The sequence below is a fragment of the Mesorhizobium sp. M0227 genome (genome assembly GCF_040321855.1).
Taxonomy (GTDB): Bacteria; Pseudomonadota; Alphaproteobacteria; order Rhizobiales; family Rhizobiaceae; genus Mesorhizobium.
Genome location: NZ_JAMYSJ010000020.1, coordinates 52595 through 71521 on the forward strand (window position 1 = coordinate 52595; position 18927 = coordinate 71521).

General features: G+C 56.7%; 14 protein-coding genes and 1 pseudogene. 3 read left to right on the top strand and 12 right to left on the bottom strand.

What is annotated here, in order from left to right; all coding sequences use genetic code 11:
- Positions 1-60: 60 nt before the first annotated feature.
- The 3 genes from NKJ00_RS23340 to NKJ00_RS23350 form a co-directional block, all read right to left on the bottom strand.
- Positions 61-852 (bottom strand): hypothetical protein, encoded by a 792-nt coding sequence (locus NKJ00_RS23340; RefSeq protein WP_352631404.1) that lies wholly within the window; start codon positions 850-852, stop codon positions 61-63.
- A gap of 569 nt (positions 853-1421) precedes the next feature.
- Positions 1422-1880 (bottom strand): Ros/MucR family transcriptional regulator, encoded by a 459-nt coding sequence (locus tag NKJ00_RS23345; RefSeq protein WP_352631406.1) that lies wholly within the window; start codon positions 1878-1880, stop codon positions 1422-1424.
- A gap of 184 nt (positions 1881-2064) precedes the next feature.
- Positions 2065-4629 carry a UvrD-helicase domain-containing protein gene (locus tag NKJ00_RS23350; RefSeq protein ID WP_352631408.1) on the bottom strand — a complete coding sequence of 855 codons (2565 nt, stop codon included), beginning with the start codon at positions 4627-4629 and terminating at the stop codon, positions 2065-2067.
- Between the two features lie 460 nt (positions 4630-5089).
- Here NKJ00_RS23350 and NKJ00_RS23355 point away from each other — a divergent pair, with 460 nt between their 5' ends.
- Both NKJ00_RS23355 and NKJ00_RS23360 read left to right on the top strand, forming a co-directional pair.
- Positions 5090-5635 (top strand): DUF6650 family protein, encoded by a 546-nt coding sequence (locus NKJ00_RS23355; protein ID WP_352631410.1) that lies wholly within the window; start codon positions 5090-5092, stop codon positions 5633-5635.
- Positions 5636-5706: 71 nt separating this feature from the next.
- Positions 5707-6696 (top strand): hypothetical protein, encoded by a 990-nt coding sequence (locus NKJ00_RS23360; protein ID WP_352631412.1) that lies wholly within the window; start codon positions 5707-5709, stop codon positions 6694-6696.
- A gap of 165 nt (positions 6697-6861) precedes the next feature.
- Here NKJ00_RS23360 and NKJ00_RS23365 read toward each other — a convergent pair whose 3' ends face one another.
- The 4 genes and pseudogenes from NKJ00_RS23365 to istA all read right to left on the bottom strand — a co-directional run bounded on the left by NKJ00_RS23365 (position 6862) and on the right by istA (position 12944).
- Positions 6862-8592 carry a hypothetical protein gene (locus NKJ00_RS23365; RefSeq protein WP_352631414.1) on the bottom strand — a complete coding sequence of 577 codons (1731 nt, stop codon included), beginning with the start codon at positions 8590-8592 and terminating at the stop codon, positions 6862-6864.
- Positions 8589-10310, bottom strand: coding sequence for a HEAT repeat domain-containing protein (locus NKJ00_RS23370; RefSeq protein WP_352631416.1), 1722 nt, complete (start codon positions 10308-10310; stop codon positions 8589-8591). Before NKJ00_RS23370 ends, NKJ00_RS23365 begins: the two co-directional genes overlap by 4 nt.
- A 303-nt stretch (positions 10311-10613) precedes the next feature.
- On the bottom strand, positions 10614-11426 hold the full coding sequence (gene istB, locus NKJ00_RS23375; protein ID WP_352631418.1) for an IS21-like element helper ATPase IstB: 813 nt from the start codon (positions 11424-11426) through the stop codon (positions 10614-10616).
- Positions 11416-12944: pseudogene (istA, locus tag NKJ00_RS23380) on the bottom strand (IS21 family transposase). Before istA ends, istB begins: the two are co-directional and overlap by 11 nt.
- Before the next feature lie 203 nt (positions 12945-13147).
- Between istA and NKJ00_RS23385 the strand changes: the two are divergent.
- Positions 13148-13624 (top strand): tyrosine-type recombinase/integrase, encoded by a 477-nt coding sequence (locus tag NKJ00_RS23385; protein ID WP_352631420.1) that lies wholly within the window; start codon positions 13148-13150, stop codon positions 13622-13624.
- A 348-nt stretch (positions 13625-13972) separates the two neighbouring features.
- On the opposite strand, the gene NKJ00_RS23390 is transcribed toward NKJ00_RS23385, so the two are convergent.
- The 5 genes from NKJ00_RS23390 to NKJ00_RS23415 form a co-directional block, all read right to left on the bottom strand.
- Positions 13973-14368 carry an XRE family transcriptional regulator gene (locus NKJ00_RS23390; protein WP_352631422.1) on the bottom strand — a complete coding sequence of 132 codons (396 nt, stop codon included), beginning with the start codon at positions 14366-14368 and terminating at the stop codon, positions 13973-13975.
- Between the two features lie 90 nt (positions 14369-14458).
- A complete protein-coding gene (locus NKJ00_RS23395) occupies positions 14459-14608 on the bottom strand; it encodes a type II toxin-antitoxin system RelE/ParE family toxin (RefSeq protein ID WP_198032246.1) in 150 nt (49 codons plus the stop codon).
- 574 nt (positions 14609-15182) lie between these two features.
- Entirely contained in the window at positions 15183-16400 is a 1218-nt protein-coding gene (locus NKJ00_RS23405) for an MFS transporter (protein WP_352631424.1), read from the bottom strand.
- A 57-nt stretch (positions 16401-16457) separates the two neighbouring features.
- Entirely contained in the window at positions 16458-17894 is a 1437-nt protein-coding gene (gene rpoN / locus NKJ00_RS23410; RefSeq protein WP_352631426.1) for an RNA polymerase factor sigma-54, read from the bottom strand.
- A gap of 68 nt (positions 17895-17962) precedes the next feature.
- Positions 17963-18496, bottom strand: a complete 534-nt coding sequence (locus tag NKJ00_RS23415) for a peroxiredoxin (RefSeq protein ID WP_352631428.1) — start codon at positions 18494-18496, stop codon at positions 17963-17965.
- Positions 18497-18927: the final 431 nt, after the last annotated feature.

The window sequence follows — 18927 nt, forward strand, 5'->3', positions numbered from 1 at the left end:
GCCATGAGCGGCGCCGAGCTTGCTGAACAGTCTGCGGGACTATCGGGCAGCGCCTGGTCGTCAGCCAAAAACGCCCACATTCGCGGCCGCCGAAGTGGCTGAATCACGGTTGGCATGCAACGTTCTGAGCCTGCTTGCGAGAGCATTTGTGAGAGCCGCTAGCCCTTCACCATTGTTGAGATAAGGAAGAAACCGATGGTGACGTAGGTCGAAAGGGATATCGTCGGTAGACTGGGTGATCGGAATGACGTGCTTACCCAGCGTGTGAGCAATCCCAGCTTCATAAAAGACGTTGGGATTTTTGCCGGTGAAATCGCAAACGACAACGAACGATCGGTAGATGAGACCGAAAATGTCCTGGATGACGGCCGACTCCTTCCAGATATTGTCGGCCCGTTCACAGCTCATGCCGCTTTGGCTGCAGGCTTGCTGAATCGCACTATATACGCCATTCAAGCCGGCGGAGAACGGCATCATCACCGAAACCAGATAGGGGTCTGGTAATTCTGCCGGCAAAGTGAAGGCAGATGGCTGAAAATAGATGCGAGGCCCGGTGTTGGCGGCGCTCGAGATCGTTTGGCCTCCGCCCCCAAATTTGCCGCCGATATAATTGTCAACTTCGGAAAAGTTGGCTTCCTCACGTTCAACAATGCGCATCAACACCTCCAAGGCACAGCCAGCGTAGTCGTCGTCCCCGAAGCTGAGACTGCGCAGGAGCCGGGAGTGCGAGCTGATCAAGTCGTAGCAGCCCGTGAGAGTGCCAAGCTCCAGCCAATTTTCATGCTTGAAGTGTTCAACCGCCACATCTTTTAGGACGAGGACTTTCCGTCGTGTTTGTGCGTCTACGTACATGGACTCGATTCTGATGTGAGAAGCCGGGATGGAGCACTACGCCGTGGATATACCAGAAAGGCAGGGCAATCTGCTCTAGATATCAAATTTAGCTCAATAGGCGCCAGCTACATGGCTTGCGGACGCAAGCGGCGCCGGATTCCAATCTGCGTGAAGGTGGCGGATACCCGATATCGGTCTAAGCTATTGACTTAAATGCATAAATACGAGTTCCATAGCAAAACTTCTGCCGTTTTAGGGTAGGAAAGCGAATCCGAATCGACTGGGGTTGTTGGAAGCTTTCGAACTTTCTGCCTTGAGCCTCCAGCCGAATTGCGCGCGCTGATGAAGGAAATTGGCGGGTCTCGATCCGCAGTGTTGCGACTTTGATCGAAGCCCTTATCTCGGCGTTCCAGTCGGTCAGACCGCTACGTCGCGCGACCCACTATCGAGGAAGCACTCTTCTGCTATCGGGGACGCTCTGCATAGCTCGCAACGTCGCCGAAGATCGCTCGAAATTGGGTGCCATGGCCCACGTTCTCGATAGGCTAATGCCCATCGCGGCGCGCCCGAGGTTTGACCCGCCGCCTTTACGAAGCCCTTGGCTTTCGTTTTGCAGGCGCCTTTCGGGTCGGGGTAGGTTGCGGTTTGCGTCCAAGCCCCGCCGCCTTTGCTAGCGTAGATCTTTGGGCCGCGTAGTTCGGCGCAACCATCGGGTAGTCTGGCTTCAATCCCCACTTTTCGCGGTATTCGTTTGGAGTGAGTCCGTAGTGTACCGCGAGATGGCGTTTCGGCGATTTGAATTTCTTCCCGTCTTCAAGGCAGATGATGTGATCTGGCGTCACCGACCTTTTCGGATTGACGGCGGGTTCATGCTGAGACGGCTCGGGCACATTCGGCTGACCAAGGCCTGTAAGCGACGAATGTATCGACGCGATGAGGTCCGGCAACCCAGCGACGGGCAGGGGGTTTTGGCTGACATAGGCAGAGACAATGTCTGCAGTCAGCCCGACCAGATCAGCCGTTACGGCTTCGTTTTGATCACTCAAGTATCCGCTCCTGGTATGGGGTCAAATCCGCATCGCCCACTTTTCGTATATCGCAATTTTGAGCGATGCCGAGATAAATCTACCAGCCCCTCCTTTCCCCGTCCGGCCACATCTCAGCTCAATGCTCGTTAGGAGCGCGAAGTCGTAAAGGGTCCCTGTTCGCCGTCACAATGAGTGCAGGCGGTTACCGTCTACGGACTACGCTTTTCGGTTCAGTGTGTTTGCAATCCGGGAATTGATTGCACCCACGAAACTTCGATCCGTCTTCGTTGCGCCGCTCCACCAATTGGCCGACGAGGCAGGCTGGACATTGGCTCAATTCCGCTCCCTCAACCGTCTCGAAGCGAACTTCGTCGCCGGCGATCTCGCAAAGCTCCTTAATATAGCGGGATGGCTGACGGCGATTGGTAAGCATGTAGACGCCTCGGCTGGCACGCGTGAGCGCTACGTAGAACAGGCGTCGTTCTTCCGCGTAGGCGAAGGTCTCGGGTCGGGGAATGACCAAGTTCAGCAGCTCATCGTCTTCGATGCGGCTTGGTACGCCGTAATTGCCCTCGCTGACGTCGAGCAGGACCGTGTAGTCGGCCTCAAGGCCCTTTGCCCGGTGAAACGACAGCCCGGCCACCTCAATGTTGGCAAAGGACGGCGGCCTTCCTTCAAAAGGATCGAGGACGTTGTAGCGCCACAAAACCAGAACCTTAAGCTTGTCGCGCTTTTCGTCGCGCCACCGGTTGGCAATACCCCCCAGAGCGCCATCAAGCCGTTCGAGCAGGCGCTGACATGCCACCGCAAAGTCCGGCTTGTCGCGTTTATCATCGATGGGAATTACACGGATTGATCGCGAGACGGCCGGACGCGTCGAGCGGACGGACTTCTTGATCTGTTCGGGATTGCGCTGGACGAACTTGGCGGCTGTCTCGGCAATGAGCTGGTTACAGCGATACGTCTGCTCCAGGCGCCCCTGCCAACTGGTCCCGAAGTTCGCCTCGAACCGTGTGAAGATGGTGATGTCCGATCCGGCAAAACGATAAATTGACTGCCAGTCGTCTCCGACCGCGAACACCTTGCTGAACGCCTTTTGCTGTTTGAGCGCCTTGACGAGGTTAGCGCGAGGCTCGGAAATGTCCTGAAACTTGTCCACGAGAATGAGGGAATAGGGGCTTCGATACCGTCCGCTCTCAACCAACTGCACCGCGTCCGCGATCATCGAATCGAAATCGATCCGCCTGGTTTCCTCGAGCTTTCGGGAATATCCCTGGGTGATCGCCCAGACCAACCGAGCGAATAGCTTAGCGCGCTCCTTGTCATGCAGGGTCTTGGCGCGTTCGAGCAGTATGTCGAGCGTGAGGTGGCTAGCACGTATGTGCTTCAAGCAGGTCGATATCAGCTGGTGATAATGCTTGATAACGACCGGATCGAGCGCCTTGGTGATTTCGGCATAGCTCTTGCGCTCGACAGGTATTGAGCGACGCACCAGTTCGGATTCTAGCGTGCTGAGCAGCGTCTCGTCGCTGGCTTGAGCCGAAGTGGTCTCGAAGAAATCGATCTCATTGCGGCGATATGCCTGCCGCTTGTTCTCGGCGTGGTTGGCGTAGTCCGCAAGGGGTGAGCATCCGTCCGCATCGAGCGCGAAATGCTCATGCACGGTTTCGGTCTGCGGATAGTAGAAATCTGGATGTAGATGGCGGACGCTGCCATCGTCAATTTGCCGTTCGTATTCGAAGGCGACTGAATGCAGCCAAAGCCAGTTGGCGATCTTCTTCTCCTGCAACGACTTTACGATCACCGCGGACAAGGAACCGATCGTGGCGCTACCCTTTCCAAGGGTGTCCGATACGTAGCGCCGGTAGTCGGCCTCCCCGTCAAATACCTCTATCGGGATGTCGGCCTTGGGATGCACGACGAGAAGCTCGGCCCACATCCGGGCAAATTCCGGATCGCTCTCGACAAGGTTCTGGATTATCGCCTCGATAACCCTGGTTTCGCCTGCGGGATGATCCACCCAGTTGGCGAGCTGCGGTGGCCGACCCTCGACCTCCTCAATGATTCCGCGTCCCAGCGCATGAAATGTAGTGACCCGACACTCCAGGGCGTCCTCCGCGACCTGTAACTGGGCGGCGATCCTTGTCCTGAGTTCATCGGCTGCGTTTCTGTTGAAGGCCAGGAGCAGAATCTCGTCGGGCCGATAGAGTTGCTTGTCCAGGACGTATGCGACCTTGCCGACCATCGTCGCGGATTTGCCTGACCCTGCCGAGGCCACCAGCAGGTTGTTGTCCTCTAGGCGAATACAGGCCTCGCGCTGCTGGTTGGAAAACGAGCGCCGGTCGAGATCGTCGAAGAACGACTGGAACTTGATAAATTCCGAGCGGACGAAAGCCTCGTTGTAGGCATGGCGGACGCCTGGGTCGGTTATCATCGCGAACGAGGCCGGAAGGGAGGCCTTCAGTCCTGCCGGGATCATGTCCGGGTTTAGAAGCGGGTGAGATAGGGCCGCCGCTGCGGCGCCAGGGACTTCGGCGACAGCCCTGCCCAGATCGACCTGTGCAAGATACTGTCTGTTGCCTTCGGTAAGCTCACGAAGCCTTTCGTCGACCTCGTGCAGGCGATCCTTCTCGGTGGCGATCAGCCCAAAGAGGTGAGTGTTGATGAAGGAATGAAGGTCTCCGGCCAGTTGTGTGGCCGCGTCACCCGACAATGCCGATAATGAATCTGTTCTGCCACGAGCGCGAATCTCCACTGTGTGCCACAAGAGGGCCTTGCTTACGGAAATCGACACAATATCGAGGCAGCTAAGCTCTACCTCGCTATCTTGAGCCAGCCGGAAACGTCCCGATTTTTTTCGGGTCTAGGGTCAGCTTCCATTTTCCCGCCGGAAACAGCCGCGCAAAGAAACCTGGGCGGTAGATCCGCGAGCGAGCAGATAGCAATTTGGTCAAGGCCACGTTCAATACGCTCGGTCGGCAAGAGCTCCTCAGGAGCGAATATCAGCAACAGATTGAGATGTTCCAAATCATCGTGGTTGGACATTGCTCGGGCCGCGATGCAAGCCGCGGCTCTCTTTCGTCGACCATCAAGGGAAACAACGCAACCTGGTCGGCGCGTCAACGGTCTCACTAGATTGTTGCGGCGAGTTACACCCTACCAAACGCCGGACTTTCATTTTACGTCCTGCCGCGCCAATGATGCGAATCTGTGTGGAGGGGCAGTAGATGGCAATCGTTCGGCGAAGCTTCGACGCCATTCGCAGCAGGCTCACCGGCATCGGGTTCTTCAGTATTAGCGCGAGCTGGAATCCGCCAATCGCACAACGGACCGTGATCTTGCGGCTGTTCAATTTCTTGGAGAATCGCCGTGTGCTCTACGTTCCGATGCATTTCGAGGTTCCGGACCAAGTGGATCAGTCTGTGATTCAGATTCGCAATGAACTTACGCAAATCTTGAACGACCTTCCCGAGAATTCGCCAGCTGCACGGCGCGTCCGGCATCTACGCACAGCGTCCCGGCGTTTTCTGGAGGATGCGCCGCCTGACTACCGAAACATCGCCTATCGCCTGCGCAACGACGTCGATCATGGATTCCCGATCCGGCTGCATGACTATGGCGAGCGCCCGTTGACGCCTGGATATTTCGTTGCGTTGGGGGAGTTGCGGGCAATCTTCGGATTGCAGCTTTCGGCGCTCGCCGCCGAATTCGAGATAGACGTGGAGGAAGACTTTGCGTCAATCTTCCCCGATGCGGTCGAGCGTGACGATTGAATTTATAGCGCTAAAAGACTGACGCCATGCTGGCATGTGCGTGCGGATAAACGTCGAGCCTGGGGGATTATGTGACCGAACGCAGGGGTAGGGATACGACCGGCGAGTGGCCAACTATTACCGAAAAGCATTGGTATGTGTTGTCTATCGTCAGTGCGATGTTCACGGCGGTCGCTATCGTAGCCGCTTTTCTGTTCATTTTCGGTGACGGTTTCGATGGCGAGCATGATACCCGCTTGGCCCAAGCTCTTGCCCCTTTCGGTGTTGCATTGTTCGCGCTGGTAACTTTTTGCACTGTTAGCTGGCGAGGTTCCATTAGCGTTAGGCAGGCCAATCAAGCTGAGAACGAAGGGCGCGCAAGACTCCTTCAGGAGGGAGCTAAACTTTTGAGCGAGCCAAGCAAACCATCTCATGTGTCTGCCGGTGTCGCTACTCTAAGCGTGCTCATTCATAGCGGGCAAGGGGACTACGCTTGGAGTGCAATGAACCTGCTCGCTGATTTTGTCGAAGATCACATGCGCAGCTATCATGGCAACCGTCATCGAGAAGAGATTTCCGGCGTCATGCGGTCCGGAGATGAGGCGGGTTTTAACACCGGTCGAAGCATCACCTTCTGCGTTGTGGAACCCGAAGAAGATTACCACTACGACGACGATCCTGTATACTGGCACTACATTCCAGGATTTGCCTCGGTAAAATATTTTGGAGGGGAATTTCCGTTCGATGACGAATACGAAATTGATCGACTGGAAAATGCATCATTTAACGGCGTAACAATAGCGCGATGGAATCGCGTAACGATCGATGGTCGATTTGATAGGTCGACGTTCAAGAATTGTGCTATCACTCGTGTCGACTCGGTTGATTCACTAAACCATCATGCGAATTATAAATATGCTTTCGAGAAGTGTGATTTCTCGAATTGCATATTCGCGGATGAGAGAATGCTCGCGGTGGATTTTCGAGAGGGCGAAAATTACTTTCGTGCTGATGCCCCTCCTACACTCGCTGGCGGAACTGCCGCAATCGACTGGGCCGCGTTGCTGAACCGCAGAGAATGACTGAACATCTCGCTTCAACCCGCTAATCGACTGTGTGGCAACGAAATAATGCCGCTTCCCCCTTCGGGGCCCCGACAAAAACGATATCAGCGCACGTGATATTAGCAGTGTTGTAGAGAGGTGGAGATTGACCAAAGTCGGCGCACAACTTCACTTTTGTTTGGACTAATCGGAATCGTTGCCCGAAGTGTCAATGGTGCTCTCATCCGGAAGCAGTGCCATCGTCCAAAAATGGGGTGGAATCGGCAATCGATATGTCAGGCAAGCCGTTAGAACGATCGGCCATAGTCCGTACCTCATTGCTGAAAGTCCATTGAATTCCTCACAGGCGATGATCTCCTTGCGAACCTGTTCAAGTAAAGCGTCCGGACCGTTGGTCGGCCCGAGGTGTGCAATACAAGAACCATGTACCTCCGAGTTCAAATATAAGTGCTCTTCTGAAGTCGTATCCGGTATCCATAGCTGCCAGGTACTGTGCGCCATGTCTTTAGCGTGGAAATCAGCCAAGATGGCGAAACTCTTCGCGTCTTGAAAGATCGCCAACCAAACGCCGAGTGTCGGATAAAGGATGCTGCCCAGCGTCGCTTCCTCTCGATAACCTTCGGCCGCTCTCGGGTGCATTGCAAGGTCGGCATACTCGCGGAAGACGCAGGGGTATTTACCGTTGGCTCGATAACTGAATATCGAAGACAGCGTGATTTGCTCAATCCACCGGCGTAGAAAATCAAAAGCCTTGCATTGCATTAGAAACAGGCCAACGACCGTAATCTCGATTGCGTGATCGTCTCGCAACGGGGTGTAGAGAGCTGGGTTATTTTGGATCGTTTTACAGATAATGTTCAGCGATTTCCGCAACTCGGAATCTAACGCGGTTTGAAAAGCTTGGTCAATTCCTTTGTACGTGAGAGATTTTGTATGAATTAGCCACAAGCCATTTATGGCCAGGCGCCCTAGTGCCTGAAACAATTTCAGATTGATGTCTACGCTAGCTGGAGATGGCACGGAAACGCCGAGACCATCATCAATAGCACAGTAGGGTAAGACATGGCGCTCTATGAACAATGCAGCTATAACGCGGTTTAGATGCATCATTTTTTGCACCACCTCCGCCAAACGTTTAGCGAGCTTGGACTTGCCGAAATGAGCACGACATAGATGCCACATTCGCAATGTGGCGATGGCGCTTGTCGAGTAGGCTGCTTCGAGGTTTTCCGCATCACGGCACCAGACAAAGACCGTCCAACTCGCAAGGTAAATTTGACGCACTAGCCGCAGACGATCGAGAAGGTTTTTCGGCTGTGTTTCGGCCAGTTGCCGCAGCAGGGCGTCGAAATGCGCTACACAGACGGTTGGCTCATCGACCATTGCGACGGCCTTTCGAAATGATGTCTGCATGGTCTTCGGGAATATGTTCTCGCGAAGCAGGCCTGTGGCGATCAGGTCAGCGATGTGATCGCCATTCCACTCCACGAACTCAAGCTTCCCGAGTTTTGTCTTCGTTTCGATAAAGCCTTCGACCTGCGGCCTCACATCCTCTTGCATGTCCCCACCGAAACAAAGCGCGACTATGACCGGCAAGTCCATGTAACGAAGGGGAACATGCTTGGGGACGTAGACTTCGATGATCTCTTCAAGCGAGGGGCGCAGTGCCTGATTTCCCCTTGTCCAGTTGTCCCGGGTCAGGTCGCCAGACTTGATCGAAAGGAGAAATAGCGACTTGTCGCCCGTTTGAGGATGGGGGCCAATCGCTGCCACATCTACGCCATATTGGCGAGTTCCGCGCTTAGGGCGTGAGACCACCGTGTAGCCGACTTCGCTCATGATGTCTGGCAATACCACGTCGAGTTCGTCCCTCTCATTGAGGGACGCCAGATATTGTTTCAGAAGAAGCTTCACTTCGGGCGCTCCTCGACGCGAAGCCGATAGATGAGATAGTTCAGGCGCGCCGGATAGAGAACATCCATATGTGGCAATGCGGATGATGTTTCAAAGCTTTGCAACTGCATCACATGCCGGATGGGCTCACCGGAGCTGTCGGGATAGACGTAGACGACAGATGAGCGCCCGTAGAGAAGGGTACTCTTGTGGAACAACCCTGCGAAGATAGAGCTTTCTTCGGCTATCCGGCCAATCTGTTTGCTGCGTTCGTGCGCGATTTCAGCCTGGACCCGCTGCTCCAACATGGACGGCTGCATCGCCCTATTTTGTGGCAATGCACGTAGCGGCGTTTGGTAGCTAGCGACCTGTTGCTGCATTCGTTCAATCGAGGCTTTGAGACCCTTGCCCGGATAGGCATTGTGAATTTCGTCAAAGAGGTCGAGGTCGGTTGGATAGTTGCGAAGCCAGAAGGATGTGATGTCCTTCTCTAGTAGCTTTCGTTTCTGCGGTTTCAAAGACGTCAGACATGCTGACAGAAGCGACACAGCTGGCCCATGGTTGAACATTAGATATGCATATATTTTATGTGCAAGATAAAAGACCTCAGCGTCTCTGAGCTTGAATTCGTGGATTTGAAAGTCGTAAATTGACTTGTCCAAAGGGGGAAAGAATGCGTCGAGTTGGCTGCAGATTTTATAATCACCATCCAGCAGCCAACGTGTGACATACCAGCCGTGTGCATCACCAGCTGACGTTTGGATTTTGTGCACCAGCGAATCGAATTTCTTCAGAGGAGGAGCAGCCCTTTCCTGACTTAAGATAGCAGTCAATGTCTCGAAAACGAGATGGCGGTCCCGATCAATATCCATGCTGTAGAGTGCAGCGTCGGTCAGGTCGAGCGTCCTGGCATCGTCGCTTTGGACGGACTTCATCAACGCGAGTACCTTTTCTTTGAGTAAGGGAGGAAAGGCAGCGGGATGATAGGCAAGCCCAGCAATCAACTCGTTACGGGCATTTTCGTTTGATCGATCGGCTGCCTCTTCCAGTTTCGCGACAAGCAGAGCTGACTTATCGGTCTGCCTCTCAAGCAGGCGGATAATTGCAAAAGCAGCAGCGCGCTGGTCTTGGGGATCATCCGACGACATCAAATCAGCGAGCCGCTCGGTCGCAAGCGTGTCGTCTCCGTCAGAAGAGTCAAAGGCGCCGAGCACATAAGTCGCTTGGCGTCTAATGGAGGGCCATTTGCTTTTGGAGAAGGAAATGGCTGCATTCAGCGCTTCAGATGGTGCTGTCGCCCTCCACGCTTGGAGGACTGTGCCCAGGAAGTCGCTGTCCCGGTCTGTTTCCGTGATGATATTTGCCACTTGGTGAATTTGCGCTGGATTGGCCGCGCCCCATGCTTCGAAGCCTTGGCCTATATGGTAGGCGAGGTCGTCAGACGCCTTGTCCCCCAACGTATGAACAAGCGAAACCACGCGCTCCGTTGTATCTTGAATCTTGCTTAGAAAGCCCTCAATGACCTGCGCTATTCGCGATCTGTCTCGGTTTGAGAATTCCGCTACAGGAAGTGCCTCAAAGTACGAAATTCCGTCGAAGGTGTCATCATTGTGAATGTCCGCAAGGGCCGTGCCGACACCCCTGAGGGAATCGAAACTCACTGCCGACACTGTAGGCCAAAGCGAGCCGTCCGACACTGCCCGCTTCAGTTGTGCAATTGTAATAGGGTGATCACTCATTGGCTTTGTTCAACGTAAATTGGTTCTGCTGACCGCTAGGCGCACCGTCAGAACACGAGCTAAAGAAAAGGTTTCGAACGAACGTCGCAGTGCGCTATCGGTGATCGCAAGCTACCACACGGCTTGAACCGCCTGTTGGTCGAAATTGTCGGCAAAGGGTAACTGTACAGACTTCTAACATTTTGGATCTGACGGTCCTTCTAGGCGCCGTGCCGCTATCGCTGCTTTGAACTTCTTAAGGGCTTTCGTGTTGATTTTCACTGAGAACTGACCCGGCATTTCCACCGAGATTTGCCCCGCCTTTCATGTATGTTTCGGTTCGGGGTTGAGGGTCAAGGTTCTGGTTTTCTCCTTCGCTTTTTTGGGTTCGTGGGCGGAGCTGTTCTTGAAGCGGAAGCTGTCGTTTCCGGTTTCGAGGATGTGGCAATGGTGGGTCAGCCTGTCGAGAAGCGCGGTCGTCATCTTGGCATCGCCGAAGACACTCGCCCACTCGCTGAAGCTGAGGTTTGTGGTGATGATGACGCTGGTGCGTTCGTAGAGCTTACTCAGCAGATGGAAGAGCAATGCTCCACCTGATGCACTGAACGGCAGATAGCCAAGTTCGTCCAGGACGACGAGATCGGAATGCACGAGGCGATTGGCGATCTGGCCTGATCGTCCCTGTGCCTTCTCCTGTTCCAGCGCATTGACCAGTTCGACCGTCGAGAAGAACCGAACCCGCTTGTGATGATGCTCGATGGCCTGCACGCCGAGGGCGGTCGCAATATGGGTTTTGCCTGTGCCGGGGCCGCCGACGAGCACAATGTTGTGGGCCTCATCGACGAATTCGCAGCGATGAAGCTGCCGCACGAGTGCCTCGCTGATCTCGCTGCTGGCGAAGTCAAAGCCGTTGAGATCGCGATAGGCTGGAAAGCGTGCGATCTTGAGCTGATAGGCTGTCGACCTGACCTCACGTTCTGCCCTCTCGGCCTTGAGCAGTTGCGACAGGATCGGAATGGCGGCTTCAAACGCTGGCGCTCCCTGTTCGGTGAGTTCGCCCACAGCTTGTGCCATGCCGTGCATCTTCAGGCTCCGGAGCATGATGACGATTGCGCCGCTGGCAGGGTTATGACGCATGGCGCGCCTCCAGGGCCTTCCTCAAGGCATCGTAGCGTTCGACATTTGCTTTCGGCTCATTGGTAAGCGTCAAAGCCTGGGGAGCGCTGATGGTCGGGGGCGTGAGCGATTTGCCGTCGACGAGCCGATGGAGAAGGTTCAGCACATGGGTTTTGGTTGGAACGCCGGCCTCTAACGCCATCTCCACGGCCAGGAGCACGGCCTCCTCGTCGTGTTGCAGCACAAGTGCCAGGATCTCGACCATCTCGCGATCGCCGCCCGGCTTCTTGAGCAAATGCTGCTGTAACGACCTGAATGCATCGGGAAGTTCGGCAAACGGTGCTCCGTTGCGTAGGGCGCCTGGCTTGCGCTGAACGACAGCCAGGTAGTGCCGCCAGTCATAGATCGTTTGCCCTGGTCGATCATGCGAGCGATCGATGATGCGGCGATGCTCACAGACAGTCAGACCCTCCGCAGCGACAACGACACGATCCGGATAGACCCGAAGGCTCACGGGCCGATTGGCAAAGGACGCCGGCACGCTGTAGCGGTTGCGCTCCAGATGCACGAGGCAGGTTGGGGAGACCCGCTTGGTGTATTCGACAAAGCCGTCGAAGAGACGGGGCGCCGGCATGAGAGCCTGGGCTTCCTCGGCCCAGATATCGGCAATGGAGCCGCGCATTTTTCCATGCGGGGTCTTGTGCCAAAACTCTTGGCATCGAAGCTCCAGCCAGTCGTTCAGGGCTTCCAGGGATGGAAAGCGTGGAATCGGTTGAAAGAACCGGTGACGCGCATCCTGGACGTTCTTCTCGACCTGTCCTTTCTCCCAGCCAGAGGCCGGATTGCAGAACTCAGGCTCGTAGAGATAGTGGCTGGCCATGGCCATGAAGCGGACGTTGACGTCGCGCTCCTTGCCGCGGCCGACCTTGTCGATCGCTGTCCGCATATTATCGTAGATGCCGCGCCGGGGAACGCCGCCAAAGACACGGAAAGCATGGTTATGGGCGTCGAACAGCATCTCATGCGTCTGCAACAGATAGGCCCGGACGATAAAGGCCCTGGAGTAGCTGAGCTTGCTATGCGCCACCTGCAGCTTGGTTCGTTCGTTGCCGATGATCGCCCAGTCCTCGGACCAGTCGAACTGGAACGCTTCACCAGGATCGAACGCAAGCGGCACGAATGTTCCGCGCCCTATCGTCTGTAACTCCCTCTGCAGATCAGCTTCCACTCCCGAGCGAAAGCCGCAACACGACCGTATGATCCCTCATAGCCAAGGCTCAGCAGATCGGCATGAAGCTGCTTGATCGTGCGTTTCTGTTTGCGGTTCTTTTTGGCCTCGGTCCTCAGCCAGGCTGACAAGCGGTCGGCAAATGCGTCAAGCCTGCTCGGCCGCTCTGGAACCTTGAACTTCGGTTCCACCTCGTCCACCCGCAGGTATTTGCGCACCGTATTCCGAGACAGGCCGGTCCTACGGCTAATCTCTCGGATCGATAGATGTTCTCGATAATGCCAGCGTCGGATCACGCTCAATAATGCCATGTCGATCACTCCGTAATCCCCGCTGAAAAAACGCAGGGTAAGGGTCAAACATGGGTCAATTCTCGGTGGAAATATCCTGGGTTGCCGGGTCAGTTCTCAGTGGCAATCAACACTCGGCCTGAGATGGCGCGACTGCCATTTGACTTAAGCGGGAAGAGGCGTCGATCTGACCATGGAGTTCCGTTCAACGAGAGGAACTCGCCATGGCTACCCTGTCGACCGATGCACCAATCTCTCCGCTTCGCCAGCGCATGCAGCACGACATGCTCATGCGTGGCCTGGGCTCCCATACCCAGCAGGACTACGTTCGTCACCTCCGGCGCTTCGCTGTGTTCCTTGGCCGCTCGCCCGACACGGCGACGGCTGCGGACATCCGTCGATTCCAGCTGCATCAGCATGAGAGCGGCGTCGGCCCTGCGACGATCAATGGCGCGGTCTCGGCACTGCGGTTCCTGTTCCTCGTGAGGCTGAAGCGTCGGGATCTGGCGCGTGCGCTGGTGATCATGAGGTATCAGCGCAAGCTGCCCGAGGTGCTGAGCGTGGAGGAAGCGGCGCGGCTGCTCGAAGCCGCACCCGGCATCAAGTACAAGGCCGCGCTCGGCGTCGCCTATGGCGCGGGCCTGCGCGTGTTCAAGTTGCGCATCTCAAGATCGACGAAATCGACTCGACACGCATGCTGATCCGCGTCGAACAGGGCAAGGGACGCAGGGACCGCAACGCTATGCTCTCGCTGCAACTTCTGGAACTGCTCCGGCTGTGGTGGCGCGAAGGCAGGTGGCGCGGGGTGATGCTCCCCCATGGCTGACTGTTCCCCGGGGCGCAGCTTCACCGCGCCGATCTCATCGAGGCAATTACACCGCGCGGTCCAGGAGGCAGCCAAAGTCGCCGGCATCCGCAGCTCACACCTATGTCGGCCTCCGTTACCTTGCCGCGAGCTGGCTTAACTAGGACGTTGCTCATACCTCCTACTCCTCGCATCGACGAGACCATCTCGCCCATCGGTAGTCTTTAGCCGAAACAGAGTGAGGTCAGCCGGCGCGTGCGGCTTTTGTGCGATTACGTCCACCTGCCGCTCTTTTGACGCTATGCACGGAGACGGCTTTGGGAGCCACCACGTCGCCGAGCCGCTCTATACGGAGGGCCGCGCGTGAGGGAAGGCGAACGACGAGTTCGAGTTGCCCCCCGATCGCCTCGACGTAGCTTTTAAGAGTAGACAAGTACATGTCGGCTTGTTTCTCGATCTTCGAGACCGAAGGCTGCTTGATCTTGAGGACCGAAGCGATTTCGGCCTGGGCCTTTCCAGCGGCACGCCGCAAATCGCCGAGACTCTCGACTTCTCCCCTTAATTCTTCGAAACGCGCGTCGACCCGCTCCCGACGATCCTCGGGGAGCGCAGCGTTTAGGTCGTCAAGCTTGCGTCCCATCACTTCTTCTCCTTCTTCGCCGCCCCCCAAACGGTCGAGATGCCCTTGATAGCGCTTGTCCGCCTTGGCGATCAGACTTTTATAGAAGCGCTACTCACTCACGCCCGACTTATCGCCGGCGACGAGCAGGATCGCCTTCCGCTTCCGGTCGAATGCGAACGCAACCCGCCAGACACCATCATCAGCGTCGAAGCGAAGTTCTTTCATGTTCGCGAACGACGAGTCATTCAAGGTCCGCATGCGGTCGCCCCAGCTGGGGCCCGAACACACCGAGCAGCTTAGCCGAGGCCAATAGCTCATCTTGGACTGTCTGGTGCAACGCCTCGACTCCCCGTCGAACTCATCGCCAAAAACGGCTTCGCAAGTCATATATAGCTCCTAGGCTATGTGGTCAAGATCACAAGCTGCCGAACGATAGTCTGCGGCCGAAACAAGGTACGCGCGATCGACGATAATCCGGCCGCCGTTGACACGACTGGCAATTCGCGACCTGTCTGCGCTATCGAGCGGCATCGTCACCGGCGTTCTGACGGGCATGGCCGGCGCGTAGCTGTCGCTTGCCCAGAATGCCGGCTTGTCGTGAAAGGTATGACCGCCAGCAAGGGTTCCATCGCGCCGGCAGCGCTCACCGTCGCCAAATGGAAACCGGTGCCGGCGAGGTTCGCGTGTCTGGCGGCGAAGGTCGCCATGGCCCGGAGGTGAAGCCGGCGAGGCAGCTGCGCTGGTCCATGCGTAATCGTGTGGAGAACCGCGCCGCGCCGTGCATCGCATCTCTCGTCCCGCTGCGCTGCCGAGGCCTTTTCTGTCAGGCGGTCTAGGTTTCGCGCTTCGGGCCGACCAGGAACACTATGAGGGCAGCGACGAACGTGGCAACAGCACTGTAGGCAATGGCGCTTGTAATCCCCGCATTCTCCACCAATAGTCCGCCGAAAATCGCGCCGGCTGCGATTGCCACTTGGAATACTGTGACCAGCAGCACACCAGCGCTTTGGGCCTGCTCGGGAACGGCCCTCCGTACCATCCACGTCTGCAATCCCACTGGCACGGCGCCGAAGGCAAACCCCCACGCGGCAACAGCAATCGCCGAGGCCAAGGCCGATGCTCCCGCCGTCAGCAGCGAAACAGCGGCTATCGCTATGAGCAGCGGTGCAAGGGCCGCGACTGCCTTGAGACTGTACTCGGCCAGAAGCCCGCCGGCCAGATTGCCGAAGAATCCGCTGATGCCAAAAGCCAGCAACACAAGCGAGATCGTCTCGACATCCAGCGCGGGAATCTTCTCGAGGAAGGCGCGGATATAGGTGATTCCGGCGAAGTGGCCGGAAGCGACCAGCAGGACGACCAAAAGCGCAATTTTGACCATCGGAATCTTGGCCACATCCAGCAGGCTTCGGAAGCTAGCCACTCCAATCGGAGGCAGTCTCGGAATGGTTATGAGTTGCACCAGCAGTGTAGCGGCGGCGGCGGCTGCGGCGAGCATGAAGGCGCTTCGCCATCCCCAGATATCGCCGACATAAGCGCCGATTGGAGCTGCGCAGACGGTAGCTACGGAAACGCCGGTAAGGATGATCGACATAGCGCGCGGCAGGAGGTGGCTTGGAACGAGCCGCATCGCCAGTGCTGCCGACATCGACCAGAAGCCTCCGAGCGCTATGCCGAGCACGACGCGTGCAGTCAGGAGAACCGCCAGCGACCACGCGCCGGCCGCCAGAACGTCCGACAGGATCAGCAGCAGCGTCATGGTCCACATGACGGTCCTGCGGTCCAGGCGCTTTGTGATGATCGCCACCATCGGCGCCGAGATCGCCCCGACGATAGCTGTCGCCGTCATCGCCTGTCCAGCCGCTCCCTCGCTAATACCGAGATCATGCGCGAGGGGCGTGAGCAGGCTGACAGGCAGAAACTCTGCCGTGACCAGCCCGAATGTGCCCAAGGAAAGCGAAATGACCGCACCCCATGCGGGACCAGACGGTGGGACGGGTTTTTCTGGGTCGTGCAGAACAGCGTCCATGACGCCTGCTGCGGATTGGGTCATGAACGAAGTCTCCACTTTGATGCAATGCAACGTGATGTTGGCTGCCTTGACCCAAATCTAAAAACACAAGCGCATTTCCCGGCGGCGTTGCACGGAGGAGGGGATGTTCATTGCTTCGCGATATTTTGTGACGGTGCGGCGCGCAACATCGATGCCGGTTTCCTTCAGCCGGACAGCGATGTCCTCATCGGAAAGCACGTCGCCGGGAGATTCTGCGGCAATGATCGCTTTGATCCGATGCCGGACAGCTTCGGCGGAGTGCGCATCGCCGCCTTGGCAGGACGCGATCGCGACGGTGAAAAAATACTTGAGTTCAAAGACTCCGCGCGGGGTAAGCATGTACTTGTTCGAGGTCACCCGGCTTACCGTCGACTCGTGCACGCCGATCGCGTCAGCGACGGTTCTAAGATTGAGAGGCCGCAGGTGGGCGACGCCATGTTCCAAAAAGGCATCCTGCTGACGCACGATTTCAGCCGCAACCTTAACAATCGTCTTGGCGCGCTGATCGAGGCTGCGGATTAGCCAGTTCGCGTTTTGCAAGCATTCGTCGAGAAATGCTTGATCTTTCGAATTCTGGGCAGTTTGACGCGTGACTTCGGCATAATAGGTTTGGTTGATCAGCAGCTTTGGCAGCGTGGCGGGATCAAGTTCGATCTGCCACCCGCCTTGCGGCGAGGGCGTGACCCAGACGTCGGGTATGATTGATTCAGAGGCACCGGATTCGAATCTGTTCCCAGGCTTGGGATCGAGCGCCCGAATCTCATGCATCATGTCGAGAAGGTCTTCTTCATCGACGCCGCAATGCTGCTTCAGTGCCTCAAAATCCCGTCGCGCAAGCTTTTCAAGATGGGCAACCAAAGCTGCCATTGCCGGGTCGAGCCGATTTCGCTGGCGCAACTGAATCTCGAGGCATTCTCTGAGACTTCGCGCAAAAACTCCCGGTGGATCAAATTGCTGCAAGGTTCCGAGAACCCGTTCCACAACAGCCTCATGGACATTCAGGCTCTCGGCCAGCTCCAAAAGGTTTGCCCGAAGGTAGCCAGTGTCTTCCAGATCGGCGGCAAGCTGGCCAGCGATCAGCCGCTCCTGTGGTGTGAACGCAGTGAGGGCGATCTGACGAGCGACATGGTCGTGCAATGTTTCGGCGAGGGTGGCATACTCGTCGAGGGAAGGGCCATTACCGGGCGGGTTGTTGGTCGTGTTGCGAAGTGATTTCCATTGCCCGAGCCGTTCAGGCGAACCTCCCCCGGTCGGTCCTTCAACGGCGTTTGCCCCAGGGCCGACAGGCTGATCCGCTCCCGAAATCGAAACGTCGTCAAAAGGCCCGCCATCGCTTGATGCAGATTCCAAGAGCGGGTTCTTCTCAATTTCCCGCTCCACGAACTGATGCAGTTCAGTATGCGCCAGTTGCAGCAAGCGAATCGACTCAATGAGTTGAGGCGATGCCACCATGGATTGCTTCTGGCGTTGAAGCAGGCTTGCTGAGGATTGCATGGTGAGCGCGATAATCCTGTCGAGGAGCCTCTTGGGGCCGGCACTGGCACCAGTGAGACGTTTCTAGGTCAAGCGGCGGCTTTCAGCGTTTCGAGAACGTTTTGCGGGGATGAGACGCCATAGGGGTCGGCCTCGCAGTTGTCGGAGAAACCTTCCTCCTCGAACCAGTGCTCCACCACGCCATTGTTGATCAGGGCGGCGTAGCGCCAAGAGCGCATCCCGAAGCCGAGATTGTCCTTGGCGACCAGCATGCCCATTTTGCGTGTGAACTCGCCTGAGCCATCGGGGATGAGCTCGACCTGCTTCAGGCCCAAGGACTTCCCCCACGCATTCATGACGAAGGCGTCGTTGACTGAGAGGCAGTAAATCGCGTCAATTCCCTCCTTCTCAAACTCATCATAGAGCTCTTCGAACTGGGGCAATTGGTAGGTCGAGCAGGTTGGTGTGAAGGCGCCAGGCAGCGAGAACAGGATGACCCGCTTGCCGGCAAAGTAGTCGTCAGATGTCTTTTCTTCCCAGCGATATGGATTTGGCCCCTGGACTGACTTATCGTGAACGCGCGTGAGAAAGGTGACGAAGGGAACGTTCTTTTGAACTGTCATCAAGTTGCTCCTAAAGAAGAAAACTGCCGTTGAATTCTGGCATAGGCTGGCGCAATTCCGAGCAAAGGCTCGTATGCTCGGGCACGGAATGAGGGCCTCGGCGGCTCGCAACTTCCTTTTCCATCCCGACGTATGGGAACGTCTTGGCGGCTGGTCTTGGCCACGCGAACGCAATCGATCTGAGCGAGCTGGAGACCGTCGAGCCGCTTGCTTTCCACGGCTATGGCGCCGGAAGCGGGATCGGTCACCCGCGATCGTGCCCGGGGAAAAGGGATAGCGGCCGGAATTAGCCAATATCGCAAGCATGTGGCGACCTGAAATGTCACTTCACGCAGACTCGGGTCACTGGACTGGTTCAGCGTGTTGTCGATATGTGGCAGTGACCCGCCGGCCTTGGCTTGGGTGACCCTTTGACGGGGCCCTTGGGCACT